Genomic DNA, 21,149 nt, shown 5'->3' on the forward strand with positions numbered 1-21,149 from the left:
GCGTTAAATTACGGAGTAAGCATGTCTGGAACGCCTCAATTAAGCCTCGTTGTCGCCGTCTATAATGGCGAGAATTTCCTGAGCGCTTTTTTTGACAGCATAAAGAAACAGAATCTGCCCAGCCTGGAACTTGTTATTGTTAATGACGGCTCAACTGACGGCTCCGCAGATATCATCGCCCGCTACGCCAGTGAATTCAGTCATTTTAACGTCATCGACCAGCCTAATGGGGGTGTCTCTGCGGCCCGTAATACCGGTCTGGCCGTGGCTACGGGCGAGTACGTCGCGTTCCCGGATATTGATGACGTTATCTATCCGGGTATGTATCCGCGCCTGCTGGAGATTGCACTCGCCGGGCAGTTGGACGTCGCGACCTGCAACGGTACCTATATTTATGATGACGGACGCCCGTCGAAGAAGATTTTCCCTTCAGATAAACTTGCGTCAACCGGCGTGCTGGACGGCCCGACCTGGCTGCAGATGGCGCTCGAATCACGCAAGTTCCTGCACGTAACGTGGCTGAATATCTATCGACACGCCTTTATAAAAGAGCAGGGCTTCAGCTTTGAACATGGTCTGCGCCATCAGGACATCCCCTGGACTACGGAAGTGCTGCTCACCGCCAGACGCGTGCAGTATATTGATGAGGTCTATTACGATTACCTGATCCATTCCGCTTCCGTTTCCCATACGCCAGGCACGGACGACACGCGCATGCGCTCTTCGCGCCATTACATGAAGATTCTGGAGATGCTGGACGCCATCAACAAACGCTATCCGGAACAGGTGAAACGCGTATCCGCCTGCCGCTGGCAAATCGCCAAAGAGGGTCTGGGGATCCTGCATAGCATTAACAACATTGACGATATGGCCAAAAAACGCGAGATCACCCGTGAGCTTTTCGATCGCGGTATCTGGACGCTGATTTGGCAAAATGCGCGCGGCTTCCGCCAACGGTGGCGTCTGGGACGTCGCTACTTCCGTCTTAAAAAACTGGCTGGCTAACGGAAATTATGAACAAACTTAAATTACACGCGGTTTCCCGCGCGGATTTCATCGCTAAAAACTACGCAGATTTCCAGACCCTTCTGGATAACCATGTCAATCCTGACGACATTCCGGAGCGATTTTATTGCGGTGGTCGCGGAGGCTGGACGTTCCAGACCACCCTGGCGCTGAAGCACTATTATGGTGATGCAATCGAATGTTCGTTTGGCTCTGAATGCAGGCCGGATGCCATTAACCTGATGCATAACGATGACTTTGGTTCCCGAGTGAAGCCGTGGCGTGGCTTCACCGTAGTCGCGCGTGCGGACCGCCCTCCCGTCATTGGCGCAGATGTTGTCGTCGACCAGAATCCGGAAGTGGACAATCATAGCAATCGTATCTTCGTCCCCTACTGGCCACAGCCGGGCGTAAAACCGCGTGAGCGCAACGACGAGACAATCAAAACCGTCGCATTCTTCGGCCGTGTAGACAGTTTCCCGGACCAATACCGCGAAGGGAACTTTAAGCAACGCCTTGCCGAACAAGGTATCGAGCTACGCATCTCGTTCGATAACTGGACAAACTACCAGGACGTGGACGTATGCATCAGCTTCCGCAAATCACACGATCATAAACTGGCGCGTAAGCCTGCCAGCAAGCTCATTAACAACTGGCTGGGGAAAACGGTGATGGTCTGCGATGACGAGCCGTCTTATCGCGCGATCCGCGAAAGCGAGCTGGACTACCTGATCGCCAAAAACCCTGATGAAGCCTTCGATGCCATCATGCGTCTTAAAAATTCCCCTGAACTGTATCGTCAGATGCGCGAACAGGGTGAAAAACGCCTACAGGTCTATTCCCGCGAAGCGGTCGCCGCACGCTGGTACGCCCTGTTTGAGGATATCTGGCGTAAAGGATTGCACAATCGTCCTACGGTAGTTCGCGCACTGCGCTTTGGTTTTGGTAAAGCCATTCGCCCGCTGACTAAAAAGTTCTGATCGGAATAGAGCCCTTCCATGTTCAAAACAACGACACACTCTTCGTTCACCCCACGCAGCAATCTGTTGCGCACCCTGGGGTTAACGCTGGCATTCTTGCTGCTGTTCTCGCTCTCAGAAATCATCATTCTGCTGAAAGATCATGTCTACCAGCCGAAATCCGGTGATATCTCGCTGTATCTGATCATCTCCCTGCTTGCCGCGGCCAGTGCGCGTTTCTTCCTGACTCGCCTGCTGCTGGCCGTCACGTTTATCGTTCAGATATCGGAAGCGGTGTACTACCAGTTCTACGGTCAGTTCTATGGCCCGAGTGAAGTCTGGCTGGCGTTCGTGGAAACGAAAGATATTGCCAGTGGGATCACCGACAGCCTGGGTTCACTGGGCATCTACTTCGCCATCATGATTGTGGCGGTCGTGTTTGCGCTGGGCTTTGCGCGTCGTCTGGCGCCGCTTTGGCACAAATGGATTGCGCTTCCTTGCCTGCTTGCCATCGTCGTGATGTTTGTCGGCCAGTTCTACAAAGCGGTCGACGGGCAGATGTACAAGTTCAACCCGGACCTGCGTCACTCACTGCTGCGTAACGGCCTGTCTGCGATGAGCTTCAGCGCCATACGCCTGATCCCGGAAGCGATGTCAGGAGAAAACCAGAATCTGACCCATTACGATCCCTACCAGGTCAAACCTGTTAAGGATACGCGTGCGGGCAAATATTCGATTATTCTGGCGATAGGTGAAAGCCTTAACCCGCACCACGTCAGCGCCCTGGGCTACGAACGCGATACCACGCCCGAGCTGAAAGCGCTGCTCCAGCAGTATCAAGGTACGGGCCGTCTGATTGTCTCCAACGCCGTATCCACCCGCGTGGCCATCCCGATGCTGGTGAATAATCTGCGCGAGCCGGATAACTACGGGGCCTATAAATCGAAATCCACCAATATCTTCGCCAACGCGAAGAAACAGGGTTATCAGACCGCCTTTATCTCCGCCCAGGGACTGGAAGGGCTCAGCAACTGGATTGGTATCCATGATATTGATCTGTGGGAAGATACCCAGATACGCCCGGCACCGGATGTCGGCGCGGACGTTGTTCTGACGCCATCCGTTGAGAAAGCAACGCTGGACTGGAACAAACCGTTCCTGATGGTGCTCAACAGCCGTGCTCCACATATCCCGTACGAGCGTAATATCCCGCAGGGCTTCGCGAAGTTCTCTACACCACGTCTGAGTGATGATGTGGCGCAGAAGAAAAATGAGTATGACGATGCAGTCCGCCTGTATGACAAAGAACTCGCGTCCGCGATTCGCACCGCGCTGGCAAAATCCAAACTGCCGGTGCTGGTGTTTATCACCTCCGATCACGGGGAACGCGTGGGCGATAACGGTCTGTTTGGCCATTCGGTTGTAGAAATGCCAATTGCTCAGGTACCGTTCCTCTACTTCAGCAACGATCCAGCTTACGCCATGAAGGAGATCAGCCCGCAGATGCCGCTTAACCATTATCAGGTGGCAACGCTCATCAACAAGATGCTGGGCTACGACGTCAGTAATCCAAATCAAAAAGATGACAGCTTCTTTATCACTGGCGGTGACATTCGCGGCCTTTCGGAGCGCGTAACCTACCATCTGAACACCCTCCCCGAAGCGGAGCGCTAAACGGTGAGACAAGAAACGGGCAAGAAATTGCCCGTTTTTTTTCAGGCGAATGAGCGTAACGCAGGCAAATGGGTGTCTTAAAACACCAAAGAGATAGCTTTAGACGGCTCAAATGCTTAGAATTTGCCCGCCGAAACTAAAAAAACGGATAATCGCTTGGAATTGTTGTATACCGCTCTGCTCTACATCATTCAGCCACTGGTGTGGCTGAGACTGTTGCTTCGTAGCCGTAAAGCGCCTGCGTATCGTAAACGCTGGGCTGAACGCTATGGCTTCTGCCGCAATAAAGTCGCGCCGGACGGTATTTTGCTGCATTCCGTTTCTGTCGGTGAAACGCTGGCGGCAATCCCGCTGGTTCGCGCCCTGCGTCACCGCTACCCGTCGCTGCCGATCACCGTCACGACGATGACGCCAACCGGCTCGGAGCGCGCGTTATCCGCTTTTGGCAAAGACGTTCATCACGTCTATCTCCCTTACGACCTGCCCTGCGCCATGAATCGTTTCCTGAATACCGTTCGCCCGAAGCTGGTGATTGTGATGGAAACCGAACTGTGGCCGAACATGATTTCCGCCCTGCATGCCCGTAAAATCCCGCTGGTGATTGCCAACGCGCGCCTGTCAGAGCGATCGGCGAAAGGTTACGGCAAGCTGGGTAAATTTATGCGCCGCTTGCTGAGCAAAATCACGCTGATCGCCGCGCAGAATGAAGAAGATGCGGCACGCTTTGTCTCTCTGGGCCTCAAACGCAACCAGCTTGCAGTGACGGGTAGCCTGAAATTTGATATTTCGGTTACCCCGGAACTCGCCGCCCGCGCGATCACGCTGCGTCGCCAGTGGGCCCCGCGTCGTCAGGTCTGGATTGCGACCAGTACCCATGACGGTGAAGAAGAGATTATCCTGCAGGCGCACCGCAAGCTGCTGGAAAGCTTCCCTGATTTACTGCTGATCCTCGTGCCCCGCCATCCGGAGCGTTTTAAGGATGCCCGTGAAATGGTGCAGAAAGGCGGTTTCAGCTTCACGCTGCGCAGCAGCGGGGAGATCCCGTCTGGCAGCACCCAGGTGGTGATTGGCGATACGATGGGCGAGCTGATGCTGCTGTACGGCATTGCTGACCTCGCGTTTGTCGGCGGCAGCCTGGTGGAGCGCGGCGGTCATAACCCGCTCGAGCCGGCCGCCCACGCCATTCCGGTGCTGATGGGTCCACATACGTTTAACTTCAAAGATATCTGCGCGAAATTACAGCAGGCCGATGGTTTAATTACCGTGACCGATGCGGATTCGGTAGTCAAAGAGGTATCGACCCTTCTAACTGATGAAGATTATCGCCTGTGGTACGGGCGTCATGCCGTTGAAGTGCTGCATCAGAACCAGGGCGCCCTGACCCGTCTGCTGCAACTTCTGCAACCTTACCTGCCCCAGCGGAGCCACTGATGTCAACGCGTCTGTCGGTCGTGATGATCGCCAAAAACGCCGCCGACCTGCTTCCGGACTGCCTGGCATCAGTTGCCTGGGCTGACGAGATAGTCATTCTTGACTCCGGAAGTACGGACAACACGGTGGACGTTGCCCGGGCAGCGGGCGCAAAAGTGTTTACCGACGCTGACTGGCAAGGCTATGGCATCCAGCGCCAGCGCGCGCAGGGGTTTGCCACCGGTGATTATGTCCTGATGCTCGATACTGACGAGCGTATTACGCCAGAACTTCAGCAGGCCATTCAGGCGGTGCTTGCCTCACCCCAGCCTGGCGCTGTATACAGCATTGCCCGTCGTAACTATTTCCTTGGCCGATTTATGCGCCACAGCGGCTGGTATCCAGACCGCGTGACGCGCCTTTACGAGCGCGAGCGCTATCAGTACAACGACAATCTGGTGCATGAATCCCTGAGCTGCGACAACGCCCAGGTCATCCCCCTGACGGGCGATTTGCTGCACCTGACCTGCCGGGATTTCGCGAGCTTCCAGCGTAAACAGCTTAACTATGCCACGGCTTGGGCGCAGGAGCGTCACCAGCGCGGCAAGAAGGCCTCACTGACCGGTATCTTCACCCACACGCTGGGCGCGTTCCTGAAAACGCTGCTGCTGCGTGGTGGCGTTCTGGACGGTAAGCAGGGCTGGTTACTCGCGGTAGTGAATGCCCAGTATACTTTCAACAAATACACCGAGCTGTGGGCGCTCTGCCGCGGCTACTCAGAGAAAACGTGAGCCATGAGCACAAAAGCGATTTATCCGGGTACCTTCGATCCGATCACCAACGGTCATCTTGATATCATCACCCGTGCGGCGTGCATGTTTGACAAGGTGATCCTGGCCATTGCCGCGAGCCCCAGCAAAAAGCCAATGTTTGACCTCCACGAGCGCGTGCAGCTTGCCACCGATGCCATTTCGCACCTGCCGAATGTTGAGGTGGTCGGGTTTAGCGACCTGATGGCTAACTTCGCCCGCGCCCAGCAGGCGAACATTCTGATCCGCGGCTTACGCGCGGTGGCAGACTTTGAGTATGAGATGCAGCTGGCGCACATGAACCGCCACCTGATGCCGGAGCTGGAGAGCGTGTTCCTGATGCCCTCCAAAGAGTGGTCGTTTATCTCGTCCACGCTGGTAAAAGAGGTGGCGCGTCATCACGGGGACGTTACCCATTTCCTGCCGGTTAACGTCCACCAGGCGTTGATGGAAAAGCTAAAGTAGCCCTATTTCTGGCACTGACGGCAGTAGAACGTGGCGCGCTGGGCGTGCTTCGTGGCAATAATGGGCGTACCGCACACTCTGCACGGTTCGCCTTTACGGCCATACACCTGCAGCTCCTGGGCAAAATAGCCCGGCTTGCCGTCACTTTGCAGGAAGTCCTTCAGCGTTGTTCCCCCCTGTTCAATCGAGCGCAGCAATACGGCTTTAATCACGCGGACCAGCAGCTCACACTCCTGCGCCGACAGCGAAGAGGCCAGCCGATCGGGATGGATCCCGGCGGCAAACAGCGATTCGCTGGCATAGATATTCCCCACGCCGACCACCAGCTTGTTATCCATCAGCCACGGCTTAATCGGGCTTTTCTTTTTCGCGCACTTCGCTTTCAGGTATTCCGCGTTAAACGCGTCTGAGAGCGGCTCCGGGCCCAGATGCGCGAGCACGTTATGCCCTTCCAGCTCTTTCGTCCACAGCCACGCGCCAAAGCGCCGTGGGTCGGTATAACGGAGCACTTTGCCGTTACTCATCACCAGATCGACGTGGTCGTGCTTTTCCGCCGGCAGTTCTTCGGTAAGAACGCGCAGGCTCCCGGACATCCCCAGGTGGATAATGATCCAGCCGTCGGGCAGTTCCAGCAGCAGGTATTTCGCGCGACGCTGCACGCTAAGGACGGGTTGATCGCTCAGGGCGTGGATCTCATCGGACACCGGCCAGCGCAGACGCCCGTTACGGACAACCGCGTGAAGAATCGTCGCGCCGACCAGATGGGGCTCAATGCCGCGACGGCTGGTTTCTACCTCAGGTAATTCAGGCATGGTTCCTCCGTTGAGATACAGAATGCAAAAAACCCCGCAGTTGCGGGGTTTTTCGATACAAGGAGACTAAAATTATTTGATTTTAGCTTCTTTGTACAGTACGTGCTGGCGTACAACTGGATCGAATTTTTTCAGTTCCAGTTTTTCCGGCTTAGTACGTTTGTTCTTCGTGGTGGTGTAGAAGTGACCTGTACCAGCAGAAGAAACCAGCTTGATTTTCTCGCGAATACCTTTAGCCATGATTTATTTCCTCTTTAAGTACTTAGTACTTTTCGCCACGGGCACGCAGTTCGGACAGAACTGTATCGATGCCTTTCTTATCGATTACACGCATACCTTTAGCAGATACGCGCAGGGTGACAAAACGCTTCTCGCTCTCAACCCAGAAACGGTGAGAGTGCAGGTTCGGCAGGAAACGGCGTTTAGTCGCGTTCAGTGCGTGGGAACGGTTGTTACCGGTCACCGGACGCTTGCCAGTAACTTGGCAGACTCGGGACATGTCTATTCTCCAAAAATCAAATTAGCTCGAGCTTCGTATGGGGTATCGGCGCCTCGTCAGGCTTTACAGCCCGGTCATCGCATAGTTCTAAGTGAACTCTCGATTGCCAGGCCCAAATGCCAAACCCGAGATTCTCAAAGGTGGCGTAGTATACGCTGACTCGGCGGTGTGCTCAAGTCCCGAACAGACAAAGATCCCGATGGATCGCGAGAAATAGCCTAAATCCAGCCATGTTCTGCAAAAGAAATGTACTCTCCGCGGCCAATTATCAGATGGTCCAGCACACGAATGTCCATGAATTGACAGCATTTGATAATGCGCTCGGTGATTTCTTTGTCCGCTCTGCTCGGTTCTGCACAGCCAGAGGGGTGATTATGCGCGAGGATCACGCCCGCTGCATTCACTTTTATCGCTTCCCGCACAATTTCACGCGGATGCACCTCAACGTGGCTTAACGTACCGGCAAAGAGGCAGCTATGTTTTAGTACCCGGTTTCGGTTATCGACAAAGATCACCATAAAGATCTCGCGTTCGATATCGGTTAACTGGCTTTGCAGGTATTCACGCGTCATCGCTGGCGTCAGGATCGGATCGTCCTTCTCCATGCGGACATTGTAAAAACGGCGGGCAAGTTCGGCAATGGCCCTCAACTGGGCATATTTCGCCACGCCGATCCCCTCAACATGCTTAAACTGCGCCAGCTCGGCGGTCAGTAAACCGTACAGCGAACCGAAACGTGCTATCAGCTCTTTTGCCAGCGTAAATACCGTTTTGCCGGGCGTTCCGGTACGTAAAAAGAGCGCCAGCAGTTCATCATCTTTTAACAGGGTGACGTCGTAGCGCAGCAGTTTTTCACGCGGCAGCAGCTGCTCATCCTCTTCTTCCATGCTCTTTCTCCCTTTTTAACCGCATGCTGCCACAGGCCCATCCGGCGCTCGACGGCCACGTTGCGTTCTTGCGTAGCGTCTCGCAAAGTGGTCGAAGGACAAAATCACCCCGTTTTGGGGATTGTGATAAAATGCCCGCTCTCTGGTGAAACCCAACAGGAAAGAATCATGATGAGCCTGGCCGGTAAAAAAATCGTTCTTGGCGTGAGCGGCGGTATTGCTGCCTACAAAGCGCCGGAGCTGGTGCGTCGTCTGCGCGAGCGCGGGGCAGATGTGCGGGTCGCGATAACCGAAGGCGGTAAAGCCTTTATCACTCCTCTGAGCCTGCAGGCCGTTTCAGGATACCCGGTATCTGACAGCCTGCTCGATCCGGCTGCCGAAGCCGCGATGGGCCATATTGAGCTTGGGAAATGGGCAGACCTGGTTATCCTCGCCCCCGCCACCGCGGATTTAATCGCTCGGGTGGCGGCCGGTATGGCAAACGATCTGGTTTCCACCATTTGTCTGGCTACGCCTGCCCCTGTTGCCGTCGTTCCGGCCATGAACCAGCAGATGTACCGTAATGCCGCCACTCAGCACAATCTTGAGACGCTGGCCTCACGCGGCCTGCTTATCTGGGGTCCGGACAGCGGTAGCCAGGCCTGCGGCGATGTTGGCCCGGGCCGCATGCTTGATCCGCTGACGATTGTTGATATGGCCGCAGCCCATTTTTCGCCTGTCAACGATCTGCAACATCTCAACATCATGATTACCGCGGGCCCCACGCGCGAGCCGCTGGATCCGGTGCGCTACATCACCAACCATAGCTCCGGCAAAATGGGCTTTGCGATTGCCGCTGCCGCCGCGAAGCGTGGCGCGAACGTCACGCTGGTGAGCGGCCCGGTCTCTCTGCCTACCCCTGCGTTTGTGAAGCGAATTGACGTTACCACCGCGCTGGAGATGGAAGCCGCCGTGCAGGCACATGCGCAAAGCCAGCAGATTTTTATCGGCTGTGCGGCCGTTGCAGACTATCGCGCCGAGACGATCGCCGAGGCTAAAATTAAAAAGCAAGGCGATGAATTAACACTAAAAATGGTGAAAAACCCGGACATTGTTGCCGGTGTCGCCGCACTAAAAAGCCACCGTCCATACGTTGTTGGGTTTGCCGCAGAAACGAATAATGTGGAAGAATATGCCCGGCAAAAACGTACCCGCAAAAACCTCGATTTGATTTGCGCGAACGACGTATCGCTGGCCACACAAGGATTTAACAGCGACAGCAACGCACTGCACCTTTTCTGGCAGGATGGAGATAAAGTCTTACCGCTTGAGCGCAAGGAACTCCTGGGCCAACATTTACTCGACGAGATCGTTACCCGTTATGATGAAAAAAATCGACGTTAAGATTCTGGACCCGCGTGTTGGCGAGCAATTTCCGCTGCCAACCTATGCCACCTCCGGCTCTGCCGGTCTTGACCTGCGCGCCTGTCTCGATGACGCCGTAGAACTGGCTCCGGGTGCCACGACCCTGGTTCCGACTGGCCTGGCGATTCACATCGCTGACCCGTCGCTGGCGGCGGTGATCTTGCCGCGTTCTGGCCTGGGCCATAAGCACGGCGTTGTGCTGGGTAACCTGGTGGGACTGATCGACTCCGACTACCAGGGTCAGCTGATGGTCTCCGTCTGGAACCGTGGTCAGGACAGCTTCACCATTGAACCGGGCGAGCGTATCGCACAGATGGTCTTTGTACCGGTGGTACAGGCAGAATTTAACCTGGTGGCAGATTTTGATGCCACCGACCGTGGCGAAGGCGGCTTCGGCCATTCCGGGCGCAAATAACTGCCCGACAGACACGTATCCCACAGCGTCATAATGCAATAACAAATCGCAAACGTCCGTTTGCGGTCGCTGTGTGGATGCCAGCCTGGCAAGTGCTTATTTTCAGGGGTATTTTGTAACATGGCAGAAAAACAAACCGCGAAAAGGAATCGTCGCGAAGAAATACTTCAATCTCTGGCTCTGATGCTTGAATCCAGCGATGGTAGTCAACGCATCACCACCGCTAAACTGGCCGCCTCCGTAGGCGTGTCTGAGGCGGCGCTGTACCGTCATTTTCCGAGCAAGACCCGGATGTTCGACAGCCTGATCGAGTTTATTGAAGACAGCCTGATCACACGCATCAACTTGATTCTGAAAGACGAAAAAGACACCACCGCGCGTCTGCGTCTGATTGTGCTGTTAATCCTGGGCTTCGGTGAACGCAATCCGGGCTTAACCCGCATCCTGACCGGCCACGCGCTGATGTTTGAACAAGACAGACTGCAGGGCCGCATTAACCAGCTTTTCGAACGCATTGAAGCGCAGCTGCGCCAGGTGCTGCGCGAGAAGAAAATGCGTGAAGGTGAAGGATACAGCATTGATGAAACGCTGTTGGCGAGCCAGATTCTGGCGTTTTGTGAAGGGATGCTCTCCCGCTTTGTGCGTAGCGAGTTCAAATACCGCCCAACGGACGATTTTGACGCCCGCTGGCCGTTAGTCGCAGCACAATTACAGTAACGCCATCGCCGGATGGCGGCATCGCCTTATCCGGCCTGCGAACGGGTAGGCCCGGAAAGCGTAGCGCTACCGGGCAATGCAATTAAACCCCGAACGCTTCGCGATACGCTTTTACCGCTGCCAGATGGTCCGCCATCTCAGGCTTCTCTTCCAGATACGCAATCAGCTCTTTCAGGGTGATAATCGACGTCACTTTGCAGTTGTAGTCGCGCTCCACTTCCTGAATGGCGGAGATTTCTCCACGACCACGCTCCTGACGATCCAGCGAAATCAACACGCCAGCCAGCGTTGCACCGTTGGCCTGGATAATCTCCATTGATTCGCGGATCGCCGTGCCTGCGGTGATCACGTCGTCCACCAGCATGACGCGGCCCTGCAGCGCGCTGCCGACCAGATTCCCGCCTTCACCGTGGGTTTTAGCCTCTTTGCGGTTAAAGCAGTACGGCACGTCGCGGTCATGGTGTTCCGCCAGCGCCACCGCGGTGGTGGTCGCAATCGGAATGCCTTTATAGGCCGGGCCAAACAGCAGGTCAAAATCAATCCCGGAATCTACCAGCGCTTCGGCATAGAAACGGCCTAACAATGCCAGATCGCGCCCGGTATTAAACAGCCCGGCGTTGAAGAAATAGGGACTCTTACGCCCGGATTTCAGCGTAAATTCGCCAAACTTAAGTACCTGCTTGTTAAGCGCAAACTCAATAAACTGGCGCTGATACGATTTCATGGATTTGCTCCTTTGGTTTTCTGTCTTACAGGCAAAAAAAAGGCGACTCATTGGTCGCCTTTAAAATCAATTTTCTAACGCCGCTTTCTGCGTCGTGACAATGGATTCGATTCCCCCTCGGGCCAACGCCAGCAGGGAGAGAAGTTCTTCGTGAGTGAACGGCTCGCCTTCTGCCGTGCCCTGCACCTCAATGATGCGACCGTCTTCGGTCATCACCACGTTCATGTCTGTCTCTGCCGCGGAATCTTCAACGTATTCCAGATCGCAAAGCGCTTCACCGTTAACGATGCCTACGGAGACCGCCGCAACCATGCCTTTCATTGGGTTGGTTTTCAGCTTACCGGCTGCAACCAACTTGTTCAGGGCATCGGCCAGCGCTACACAGGCGCCGGTAATAGAGGCCGTACGCGTACCACCATCGGCCTGAATCACGTCGCAGTCCAGAGTAATCGTGAATTCGCCGAGGGTTTTCAGGTCAACGGCGGCGCGCAGCGCACGCGCGATCAGACGCTGAATTTCCATGGTACGACCGCCCTGCTTACCCTTCGCCGCTTCACGGGCATTACGGGTATGGGTCGCACGCGGCAGCATGCCGTATTCTGCGGTGATCCAGCCCTGACCCTGACCTTTCAGGAAGCGCGGAACGCCTTCTTCGATGGAGGCGGTGCACAGCACTTTAGTGTCACCAAACTCAACCAGCACGGAGCCTTCAGCGTGTTTTGTATAGTTACGGGTCAGGGTGACGGGACGCACCTGGTTGGCGCTACGACCTGATGGACGCATGATGGATTCTCCGGCTTGAAACGAATGTGGCTGCGCATTATACGGATAAAGGACGCTTATTCCTATCCTGAGAAGCCCCCGAAAGCTATAATCCCCCCATCTCTCCTTTAAAAACGGGAATGTCTATGATCCGCAGTATGACCGCCTACGCCCGGCGTGAAATCAAGGGTAGCTGGGGTAGCGCTACATGGGAAATGCGCTCGGTAAACCAGCGTTACCTGGAAACGTATTTCCGTATGCCGGAGCAGTTCCGCAGCCTTGAGCCTGTTGTACGCGAGCGTATCCGTACGCGCCTGACGCGCGGTAAAGTGGAATGTAACCTGCGCTTTGAGCCTGATGCCAGCGCACAGGGCGAGCTGATCCTCAACGAAAAACTGGCGAAACAGCTCGTCAATGCGGCGAACTGGGTCAAAATGCAGAGCGATGAAGGCGAAATCAACCCGGTTGATATTCTGCGCTGGCCTGGCGTCATGGCCGCCGGTGAGCAGGATCTGGACGCCATTGCCGCTGAAATTCTGGCCGCCCTCGACGGCACGCTGGATGACTTTATCGTTGCCCGCGAAACCGAAGGTCAGGCGCTGAAAGCAATGATTGAGCAGCGCCTAGAAGGCGTCAGCGCTGAAGTGGCTAAGGTTCGCACCCATATGCCGGAAGTGCTGCAGTGGCAGCGCGAGCGCCTTGTCGCCAAACTGGAAGAAGCAGAAGTTCAGCTGGAAAACACCCGTCTGGAACAAGAGCTGGTGCTGATGGCGCAACGTATCGATGTCGCTGAAGAGCTGGACCGTCTGGAAGCGCACGTTAAAGAGACCTACAACATTCTGAAGAAGAAGGAAGCGGTGGGCCGCCGTCTGGACTTTATGATGCAGGAGTTCAACCGTGAGTCGAACACCCTGGCGTCTAAGTCTATCAATGCAGAAGTCACCAACTCCGCGATTGAGTTGAAAGTGCTGATTGAGCAAATGCGCGAGCAGATCCAGAATATTGAGTAATGCCTTTCCGGGTGGTGTCGACGGCGCCACCCATTATTATTTCTAATCCATCCCAACACCTGATTTTGCGTTTCACCGCCGTTCATCAAGCTCATTCAACTTAACTTGATAAAAATATATAGGGCAAACCCCGTCGCCTTAGAAAAACTCAATCGTGATCTTGCGCACAAATCGCTAACCTCCCCGCATTCACACCGGAGGGTATATGCTGCTTCACATTCTTTATCTCATTGGCATCACCGCAGAAGCCATGACCGGCGCACTTGCCGCCGGACGTCGCCGTATGGACACCTTCGGCGTGATCATTATTGCTACAGCGACCGCGCTGGGTGGCGGATCGGTACGAGATATCCTGCTGGGACATTATCCGCTCGGCTGGGTAAAAAACCCTGAATACATTGTTATTGTCGCGATTGCCGCCGTGTTGACCACCATCGTGGCGCCCGTTATGCCCCATCTTCGCCGTCTTTTTTTAGTCCTTGACGCTTTGGGTCTGGTGGTTTTCTCCATTATCGGGGCGCAAATCGCGCTGGATATGGGCGAAAGCCCGGTCATAGCCACTATCGCCGCGGTCGTAACAGGTGTATTTGGCGGCGTACTGCGCGATATGTTCTGCAAGCGCATTCCACTGGTTTTCCAGAAAGAGCTTTACGCTGGAATATCCTTTGCCTCTGCCGTTCTGTATATTGCTTTACAACATTATGTTTCGAGCCATGATGTTGTGGTCATTGCCACGTTATTATTTGGTTTTACGGCTCGCTTGCTGGCGCTGCGCTTAAAACTGGGATTGCCCGTTTTTCATTACACGCAGGACACCCATTGAATTCTCAACAAAACCACAACAAAGTAGTAAAAAGCACCTTTTGTTATCCCATATAACCGGGCCAAACGCGATAAAATGTCGCCACTTTGTCCCCATAAACTTGCGTTAAAACAATGTCCTTTGCCAAAACGTCAGCACTGATTATTAATAAAAAACTCAGCAGCCATTTTTTAATTTTGCTGCTCGTTTCCGTGCTGATTCAGTTATGGCCAGTATTTTTAACACAACCTGCGCGATTCGCAGTGCGCATTGCGATTTGTAATGCGCTCTTACTGGTATGCGCCGCAGCGATCTATCGCACGCTTCCCGGTAAGATCGTCGCATTTGTTTTAACCGCCCTGCTTACGTTAAATTTTGCGGTTGCTTACAGCACATGGAGTGTCTACCAGAGCGAATTTAACACCGTATTTGCGATGAGTATTCTCGGCACTCACGTAGCCGAAGCGAAAAGCATGTCAGGTTTATACCTGCACTGTTTACCAGCCGCGGTTGCTTACTTTGTTGTCACCTGGTACGCAATCAAATCGACGAGCGAGCATGTTTCTTCCCGTGTGAGAACTGTCGGCTTCGTTCTGCTTGCCGTTTATTTGGGCTGGTATTCAACGGCAAACTGGCTAAAAAAACGCCACGATCTTGAAGTTTATTATCCGCTAAGCTCGCGGATTTTAACCAATACGCCGTTTTACACCGGTGCAGAGTTCATTATTGCCCATCGCGATAACGCGCTGGCGGAGAAAATTAGCCAGCACAGCGTCAATTATCCTGCGTTGCAATATCATGATACGGGCATCGAAAACTATGTTGTTATCGTGGGTGAATCCGCACGTCGCAGCAATATGAAGCTCTACGGTTTTCACCTGGATACCACGCCTGTGGAATCCAGGCTGGCGAAGGACGCCCTCATCTTTAGCAATGCTATTGCCCCCGCGTCAGCCACCGTGCTTTCCGTGCCGATGATTTTAAGCAAAGCTGATCCAGACCACTTCACCACCGATAAGCTTGCTGACAATATCGTTAGCGTCGCTAAAAAAACGGGCTATCACACCGAGTGGATTAGCGCCCAGGGTAACACAGGCAAGAGCAATAACTACATTGTGGCCATTGCCTCTATCAGCCATAAAGCCCAGTGGATTGATACCCGTTATGACACCGAGCTTTTACCGGCCCTGGATGAGGCGCTTAAAGCCCCCGGCAAGAAGTTAATTTTCCTGCATATCAACGGCAGCCATGAGATGGCCTGCGATCGGTATCCGGCATCAGCGAATATTCTGCATACCGGCAACAAATATGAAGATTGCTACAATAACGCGATTCTGTTTACCGACTACTTCATTGGCGAAGTGGCTAAACGTCTGCAGGGCAGCGCATCCTCTCTGCTCTATTTTTCAGACCATGGGCTGGAAAAAAACCCGCAATTGAATTCCATCTATATGCATGGCTCACGCAACCCAAGCAAAGAGGCTTACCAGGTCCCCCAGTTTATCTGGTATAGCCAGCAAGCCCTGAATGCCCAAAAAAGAGCGGTAGGGTGGGTACATGAAGCGTGGCCCACAGCAAGCAATTATGAGTTGATGTTAACGTGGCTTGGAATCACAACGGGTGTTGATCAATGCAGCTCGGTGCTTGCACCGTGCTATCAGGCTCCTACACTGATCCCGGTAATTGATGGCGGCCGCCACATCTATGACTACGATCAGCTTCGCGAAACCTTCAGTTCACCAGACAGACATACCCCCTGGCGCAAAGCTAAAGCAAGCTCGCTCTAAAATCCGGGTAGACCCTGCTTGCCTAGCCAGGAAGCCAGGCCGGCAACGCCAGGGTCATGGATGAATGCAACAATTTGTCGCGCCTTCTTCTCTCCCGTTCCCGGCAGGCTCTGCCAGTCCTTTGCGCTACGTCCGCTCAACGTTTGCCACGTTACGTCCCCCATCGCCTTCAGCGAAGCCTGCGTCAGCGGAACACCCAGTGCCATGAGCCAGCGGATAAAAGGCTTCTCGCGTAACAGATTAAATCGATGCCAGAGCGCCAGCCCGCGCGCGGAGGAAAATCCAGGCGTAGCCTGCATTTGCGCCTGCGTTAATAACAGCCACGAAAAGAGATGTTCAAAATGATGCGCCTGCCAGAGGGTCCGCCAGCCTGACTCACCTAATCCTTCAATATCAAATACCTGCTTTGAGCTGAGCCACGCCAGTCGGGCAAAGAATTGCTCCATACATTCCGGCGAAGCATAGAAACAGCTAAGCGCATGATACCGCGAGGCGGGAGGCTCAGGTTTATGTCTGTCCGTCCCGCGCCAGACCACCTTATCAAACCGGGGAATACCCTGCCCGGCCAGGCTGACCTGGATCTGATCCCCCGGGGCAACATCCAGCCGCTGCCAGCGCTCAACTGAGCCCAGACTCACCCGCTGCACCTGTTTATCATCCAGTTGCACGGGTTCCAGCGCGGCTACAACGGACATTTTGCCCGTTCGCCCCACGGAAAAATGAATATCACTCACCTCGGCTACCTGGGCTGCTGGCATATATTTCCACGCAACCACCCAGTTGCCTTCGCCCGGCAACCAGCCTTCCCCCGCGGGCGCATCCTCCGACCGCACCACAATGCCATCCGTGGCAAAGGGTAATGCAGCTACGTGCCAGGCCGCGCGTTGTTTCTCGACGGCGTCAACAGATTCGACGGGTAGCGTATACCGTGCCGACAGCGTAAAACCGGCCTGAGACAGTTCAGTTAAAGATGTCTGCATATTTTTCGGCCCATCCGGCCAGGCCCAGATGAATACGCCGAGCTTATTCAATAGCGCGTTATCGTTTTGGCGCATCATCGCACCTGCCACCTTTGCGCGAGCGTTCATCCCACCCATCTGCCGCTGAATGTGACTGTCGCTTAGCCAAAAAAGCTCGCCCTGTAAGACGCTGTTCGCCAGCTTGCCGGTGAGCTTTTGCGGAACAGACGGGATTAAACGTACCTTCCCGGTCCAGTCCTCCCCTTTCAGGCCATCACCGCGACTGATGGCCTGGATTAACTTTCCGTCACGGTAGACCAGCGTTACCGCCACACCGTCAACTTTGGGCTGCATCCACAGATGTTGCCGCGCACGCATCCATTGTTTCAGCTCCTCTTTGCTGGCCACCTTATGTACGCCCGTATGGGCAACAGGATGTTTGACGCTCCCGGTCAGCGGAGGAAGTTTCTCTCCTGAGAGTTCAGTGCCAAAACAGCGCTGCCACTGCGTTAACCGCCCGTTAAGCTGATCGTAAACCTCGTCGTTAACTTCGCTCACGCCTTGCTTCCAGTAAGCGTCATCCCAGCGTTTGATTTGCGCGCTTAATGACGCCATCTCTTTCTCTGCTTTTGCCTGCGACCAGACCGGGCATACCGCCGCGCCATAGCCACACCACAACAGCATTAACCCGCTTATCCATCGCCACATCGCTACCCCTCCTTTGCGTTGCAGGAGGTATACACCGATGTCTGAAACAACGCTAACGGCAACGGTTCACACTGCGAGACGCTATCCGGTATTTCCTGGGGGTTGCTGAAAACCACGGATAAAACCTGAAAACGGCACGCAAAATTCAATAATCCGGGGGAAAAAGTGTGACAAAGGCTACGTCACACGGCAGTGACGTGTATAATAAGCCCGTATGTAGGACTTCTTCGTTAACACATACAAAAGACTCTCATGGCTCAAGGCACGCTTTATATTGTTTCTGCCCCTAGTGGCGCGGGTAAATCCAGCCTTATTCAGGCACTGTTAAAAACCCAACCGCTGTACGACACACAGGTTTCTGTTTCTCACACCACGCGAGCGCCGCGTCCGGGTGAAGTGCACGGTGAACACTATTTCTTTGTGGATCACGACGAGTTCAGAGCGATGATCGGCAGAGATGCGTTTCTTGAACACGCTGAAGTATTCGGTAATTACTACGGTACCTCGCGTGAAACCATTGAGCAGGTTCTGGCCACGGGCGTGAATGTGTTCCTGGATATCGACTGGCAGGGTGCACAGCAAATTCGCAAGAAAATGCCTGACTCGCGCAGTATCTTTATTTTACCGCCATCGAAAGATGAGCTGGATCGCCGCCTGCGTGGCCGCGGTCAGGACAGCGAAGAAGTCATCGCAAAGCGTATGGAACAGGCTGTTGCAGAAATGAGCCATTACGCGGAATATGATTACCTTATTGTGAATGATGATTTTGATGCCGCGCTGAGCGATCTCAAAACCATTCTTCGTGCAGAACGTCTGCGTATGAGCCGCCAGAAGCAGCGACATGACGCATTAATCACCAAACTGTTGGCAGACTGAACCCACTTTCAGTATCATGCCCAGTCATTTCTTCACCTGTGGAGCATTTTAAGTATGGCACGCGTAACTGTTCAGGACGCTGTAGAGAAAATTGGTAACCGTTTTGACCTGGTGCTGGTCGCCGCGCGTCGCGCTCGTCAGATGCAGGTAGGCGGTAAAGATCCGCTGGTACCGGAAGAAAACGATAAAACCACCGTTATTGCACTTCGCGAAATCGAAGAAGGTCTGATCAACAACCAGATCCTCGATGTGCGTGAGCGCCAGGAGCAGCAAGAGCAGGAAGCCGCAGAACTGCAGGCCGTAACCGCTATTGCTGAAGGTCGTCGTTAATTAAACCTGCGGGTCGCCCTTGTATCTGTTTGAAAGCCTGAATCAACTGATTCAAACCTACCTGCCTGAAGACCAGATTAAGCGTCTTCAGCAGGCGTATCTCGTTGCACGTGACGCTCACGAGGGCCAGACACGTTCAAGCGGTGAACCCTACATCACGCACCCGGTAGCGGTGGCCTGTATTCTGGCCGAGATGAAACTCGACTACGAAACGCTGATGGCCGCGCTGCTGCACGACGTGATTGAAGATACCCCTGCCACTTACCAGGACATGGAACAGCTGTTTGGCAAAAGCGTTGCCGAACTGGTGGAAGGGGTCTCTAAGCTTGATAAGCTGAATTTCCGCGACAAGAAAGAGGCGCAAGCCGAAAACTTCCGCAAGATGATTATGGCGATGGTGCAGGATATCCGCGTCATTCTCATCAAACTCGCTGACCGCACCCACAACATGCGCACGCTGGGCTCACTTCGCCCGGATAAACGTCGCCGCATTGCCCGTGAAACCCTCGAAATCTACAGTCCGCTGGCGCACCGTTTAGGTATTCACCACATTAAAACCGAGCTGGAAGAGCTGGGTTTTGAAGCGTTGTACCCGAACCGCTATCGCGTGATTAAAGAGGTGGTGAAAGCCGCACGCGGCAACCGTAAAGAGATGATTCAAAAGATCCTCTCTGAAATCGAAGGGCGTTTGCAGGAAGCGGGGATCCCGTGCCGCGTCAGCGGTCGCGAAAAACACCTGTACTCCATCTACTGCAAAATGGTGCTCAAAGAGCAACGTTTTCACTCGATCATGGATATCTACGCCTTCCGCGTGATTGTCCACGATTCAGATACCTGTTATCGCGTGCTGGGGCAGATGCACAGCCTCTATAAACCGCGTCCAGGACGGATGAAAGATTACATCGCCATTCCAAAAGCGAACGGCTATCAATCTTTGCACACCTCGATGATCGGGCCGCACGGCGTGCCTGTTGAGGTGCAAATTCGTACCGAAGACATGGACCAGATGGCAGAGATGGGTGTGGCCGCGCACTGGGCCTATAAAGAGCACGGTGGCGAAAGCAGCACGACCGCACAAATCCGCGCCCAGCGCTGGATGCAGAGCCTGCTGGAACTTCAGCAGAGTGCGGGTAGCTCGTTTGAATTTATCGAGAGCGTGAAATCCGATCTCTTCCCGGATGAGATTTACGTTTTCACCCCAGAAGGCCGCATTGTCGAACTGCCTGCGGGCGCAACACCGGTCGACTTCGCTTACGCCGTGCATACCGATATCGGCCATGCCTGCGTGGGCGCGCGCGTCGACAGACAGCCTTACCCGCTGTCTCAGCCGCTCTCCAGCGGCCAGACGGTGGAAATCATTACCGCGCCGGGCGCACGTCCAAACGCGGCCTGGCTGAACTTTGTCGTGAGTTCTAAAGCACGCGCCAAAATTCGCCAACTGCTGAAAAACCTCAAGCGTGATGATTCCGTCAGCCTTGGGCGTCGTCTTCTCAACCACGCGTTGGGCGGCAGTCGCAAGCTGGCTGAAATCCCGCAGGAGAACGTCCAGCGTGAACTGGAGCGCATGAAGCTCGCGTCGCTTGATGACCTGCTGGCAGAGATTGGCCTCGGCAACGCCATGAGCGTGGTGGTGGCGAAGAACCTGCAGCAAGGCGACACGACAGCCGTGCCTGCAGCTACGCCAGGCCACGGACATCTGCCGATTAAAGGCGCGGACGGGGTGCTGATCACCTTCGCAAAATGTTGCCGTCCAATTCCTGGCGACCCGATTATTGCGCACGTCAGCCCGGGTAAAGGGCTGGTTATCCACCATGAATCCTGTCGTAACATCCGCGGCTACCAGAAAGAGGCCGAGAAGTTTATGGCGGTCGAATGGGATAAAGAGACCGCGCAGGAATTTATCACCGAAATTAAGGTGGATATGTTCAACCATCAGGGTGCCCTGGCGAACCTGACGGCAGCGATCAACACGGCGTCTTCCAATATTCAAAGCCTGAATACGGAAGAAAAAGATGGCCGCGTGTACAGCGCCTTTATTCGTCTGACCGCCCGCGACCGCGTGCATCTGGCGAATATTATGCGCAAGATCCGCGTCATGCCGGACGTGATTAAAGTCACCCGTAACCGAAACTAGC

At 54.4% G+C, this 21,149-nt stretch carries 22 protein-coding genes; 15 read left to right on the forward strand and 7 right to left on the reverse strand.

The window, feature by feature from the left end; all coding sequences use genetic code 11:
* Nucleotides 1-21 precede the first annotated feature (21 nt).
* From F3J31_RS18935 to coaD, 6 genes are all read left to right on the forward strand, one after another.
* Nucleotides 22-1,005 (forward strand): glycosyltransferase, encoded by a 984-nt coding sequence (locus tag F3J31_RS18935; protein ID WP_167214711.1) that lies wholly within the window; start codon nucleotides 22-24, stop codon nucleotides 1,003-1,005.
* Nucleotides 1,006-1,013: 8 nt separating this feature from the next.
* On the forward strand, nucleotides 1,014-1,985 hold the full coding sequence (locus F3J31_RS18940; RefSeq protein WP_167214713.1) for a glycosyltransferase family 4 protein: 972 nt from the start codon (nucleotides 1,014-1,016) through the stop codon (nucleotides 1,983-1,985).
* Between the two features lie 18 nt (nucleotides 1,986-2,003).
* On the forward strand, nucleotides 2,004-3,638 hold the full coding sequence (locus F3J31_RS18945) for a sulfatase-like hydrolase/transferase (protein WP_167214716.1): 1,635 nt from the start codon (nucleotides 2,004-2,006) through the stop codon (nucleotides 3,636-3,638).
* 156 nt (nucleotides 3,639-3,794) lie between these two features.
* The gene (gene waaA / locus F3J31_RS18950) at nucleotides 3,795-5,069 is read left to right on the forward strand and encodes a lipid IV(A) 3-deoxy-D-manno-octulosonic acid transferase (protein WP_024906625.1); all 1,275 of its coding nucleotides are present in this window, start codon (nucleotides 3,795-3,797) and stop codon (nucleotides 5,067-5,069) included.
* Nucleotides 5,069-5,839 carry a glycosyltransferase family 2 protein gene (locus F3J31_RS18955; protein WP_167214719.1) on the forward strand — a complete coding sequence of 257 codons (771 nt, stop codon included), beginning with the start codon at nucleotides 5,069-5,071 and terminating at the stop codon, nucleotides 5,837-5,839. Before waaA ends, F3J31_RS18955 begins: the two co-directional genes overlap by 1 nt.
* A gap of 3 nt (nucleotides 5,840-5,842) precedes the next feature.
* Complete coding sequence (gene coaD, locus F3J31_RS18960) at nucleotides 5,843-6,322, forward strand: pantetheine-phosphate adenylyltransferase (protein WP_008502695.1); 480 nt, start codon at nucleotides 5,843-5,845, stop codon at nucleotides 6,320-6,322.
* A gap of 2 nt (nucleotides 6,323-6,324) precedes the next feature.
* Here coaD and mutM read toward each other — a convergent pair whose 3' ends face one another.
* The 4 genes from mutM to radC all read right to left on the reverse strand — a co-directional run bounded on the left by mutM (nucleotide 6,325) and on the right by radC (nucleotide 8,520).
* Nucleotides 6,325-7,134, reverse strand: coding sequence for a bifunctional DNA-formamidopyrimidine glycosylase/DNA-(apurinic or apyrimidinic site) lyase (gene mutM / locus F3J31_RS18965; RefSeq protein ID WP_032675725.1), 810 nt, complete (start codon nucleotides 7,132-7,134; stop codon nucleotides 6,325-6,327).
* Between the two features lie 72 nt (nucleotides 7,135-7,206).
* Nucleotides 7,207-7,374, reverse strand: coding sequence for a 50S ribosomal protein L33 (gene rpmG, locus F3J31_RS18970; protein ID WP_003024094.1), 168 nt, complete (start codon nucleotides 7,372-7,374; stop codon nucleotides 7,207-7,209).
* Nucleotides 7,375-7,396: 22 nt separating this feature from the next.
* Complete coding sequence (rpmB, locus tag F3J31_RS18975; RefSeq protein ID WP_002436699.1) at nucleotides 7,397-7,633, reverse strand: 50S ribosomal protein L28; 237 nt, start codon at nucleotides 7,631-7,633, stop codon at nucleotides 7,397-7,399.
* Nucleotides 7,634-7,851: 218 nt separating this feature from the next.
* The gene (gene radC / locus F3J31_RS18980) at nucleotides 7,852-8,520 is read right to left on the reverse strand and encodes a DNA repair protein RadC (RefSeq protein WP_032675724.1); all 669 of its coding nucleotides are present in this window, start codon (nucleotides 8,518-8,520) and stop codon (nucleotides 7,852-7,854) included.
* A 171-nt stretch (nucleotides 8,521-8,691) separates the two neighbouring features.
* Here radC and coaBC point away from each other — a divergent pair, with 171 nt between their 5' ends.
* The 3 genes from coaBC to slmA all read left to right on the forward strand — a co-directional run bounded on the left by coaBC (nucleotide 8,692) and on the right by slmA (nucleotide 11,056).
* Nucleotides 8,692-9,903, forward strand: a complete 1,212-nt coding sequence (coaBC, locus tag F3J31_RS18985; RefSeq protein WP_115437283.1) for a bifunctional phosphopantothenoylcysteine decarboxylase/phosphopantothenate--cysteine ligase CoaBC — start codon at nucleotides 8,692-8,694, stop codon at nucleotides 9,901-9,903.
* On the forward strand, nucleotides 9,881-10,339 hold the full coding sequence (dut, locus tag F3J31_RS18990; RefSeq protein WP_008502691.1) for a dUTP diphosphatase: 459 nt from the start codon (nucleotides 9,881-9,883) through the stop codon (nucleotides 10,337-10,339). Before coaBC ends, dut begins: the two co-directional genes overlap by 23 nt.
* Before the next feature lie 120 nt (nucleotides 10,340-10,459).
* The gene (slmA, locus tag F3J31_RS18995) at nucleotides 10,460-11,056 is read left to right on the forward strand and encodes a nucleoid occlusion factor SlmA (protein ID WP_008502690.1); all 597 of its coding nucleotides are present in this window, start codon (nucleotides 10,460-10,462) and stop codon (nucleotides 11,054-11,056) included.
* An 82-nt stretch (nucleotides 11,057-11,138) separates the two neighbouring features.
* Here the strand turns inward: slmA and pyrE are convergent, their stop codons facing one another.
* Together pyrE and rph are read right to left on the reverse strand one after the other, a co-directional pair.
* Nucleotides 11,139-11,780, reverse strand: coding sequence for an orotate phosphoribosyltransferase (gene pyrE, locus F3J31_RS19000; protein ID WP_048028136.1), 642 nt, complete (start codon nucleotides 11,778-11,780; stop codon nucleotides 11,139-11,141).
* 66 nt (nucleotides 11,781-11,846) lie between these two features.
* Nucleotides 11,847-12,563 (reverse strand): ribonuclease PH, encoded by a 717-nt coding sequence (gene rph, locus F3J31_RS19005; protein WP_006812424.1) that lies wholly within the window; start codon nucleotides 12,561-12,563, stop codon nucleotides 11,847-11,849.
* 125 nt (nucleotides 12,564-12,688) lie between these two features.
* Between rph and F3J31_RS19010 the strand changes: the two genes are divergently transcribed.
* The 3 genes from F3J31_RS19010 (at nucleotide 12,689) to F3J31_RS19020 (ending at nucleotide 16,141) form a co-directional block, all read left to right on the forward strand.
* Nucleotides 12,689-13,552 carry a YicC/YloC family endoribonuclease gene (locus tag F3J31_RS19010; protein ID WP_008502687.1) on the forward strand — a complete coding sequence of 288 codons (864 nt, stop codon included), beginning with the start codon at nucleotides 12,689-12,691 and terminating at the stop codon, nucleotides 13,550-13,552.
* Nucleotides 13,553-13,757: 205 nt separating this feature from the next.
* Nucleotides 13,758-14,375 (forward strand): trimeric intracellular cation channel family protein, encoded by a 618-nt coding sequence (locus F3J31_RS19015; RefSeq protein WP_045907917.1) that lies wholly within the window; start codon nucleotides 13,758-13,760, stop codon nucleotides 14,373-14,375.
* A 113-nt stretch (nucleotides 14,376-14,488) separates the two neighbouring features.
* On the forward strand, nucleotides 14,489-16,141 hold the full coding sequence (locus tag F3J31_RS19020) for a phosphoethanolamine transferase (protein WP_167214722.1): 1,653 nt from the start codon (nucleotides 14,489-14,491) through the stop codon (nucleotides 16,139-16,141).
* Here the strand turns inward: F3J31_RS19020 and ligB are convergent.
* Entirely contained in the window at nucleotides 16,138-17,808 is a 1,671-nt protein-coding gene (gene ligB / locus F3J31_RS19025) for an NAD-dependent DNA ligase LigB (protein WP_167214725.1), read from the reverse strand. The two genes, F3J31_RS19020 and ligB, sit on opposite strands and share 4 nt — an antisense overlap.
* A gap of 252 nt (nucleotides 17,809-18,060) precedes the next feature.
* On the opposite strand from ligB, the gene gmk reads away from it, so the two are divergent.
* The 3 genes from gmk to spoT are packed head-to-tail and all read left to right on the forward strand — an operon-like array spanning nucleotide 18,061 to nucleotide 21,148.
* A complete protein-coding gene (gene gmk / locus F3J31_RS19030; RefSeq protein WP_010426438.1) occupies nucleotides 18,061-18,684 on the forward strand; it encodes a guanylate kinase in 624 nt (207 codons plus the stop codon).
* Nucleotides 18,685-18,738: 54 nt separating this feature from the next.
* Complete coding sequence (rpoZ, locus tag F3J31_RS19035) at nucleotides 18,739-19,014, forward strand: DNA-directed RNA polymerase subunit omega (protein ID WP_000135058.1); 276 nt, start codon at nucleotides 18,739-18,741, stop codon at nucleotides 19,012-19,014.
* A gap of 19 nt (nucleotides 19,015-19,033) precedes the next feature.
* Nucleotides 19,034-21,148 (forward strand): bifunctional GTP diphosphokinase/guanosine-3',5'-bis pyrophosphate 3'-pyrophosphohydrolase, encoded by a 2,115-nt coding sequence (gene spoT, locus F3J31_RS19040; RefSeq protein ID WP_045907920.1) that lies wholly within the window; start codon nucleotides 19,034-19,036, stop codon nucleotides 21,146-21,148.
* The last annotated feature ends 1 nt before the right edge of the window (nucleotide 21,149 follow it).

This window comes from Enterobacter sp. Acro-832, from assembly GCF_011752745.1.
GTDB lineage: Bacteria > Pseudomonadota > Gammaproteobacteria > Enterobacterales > Enterobacteriaceae > Enterobacter > Enterobacter quasiroggenkampii.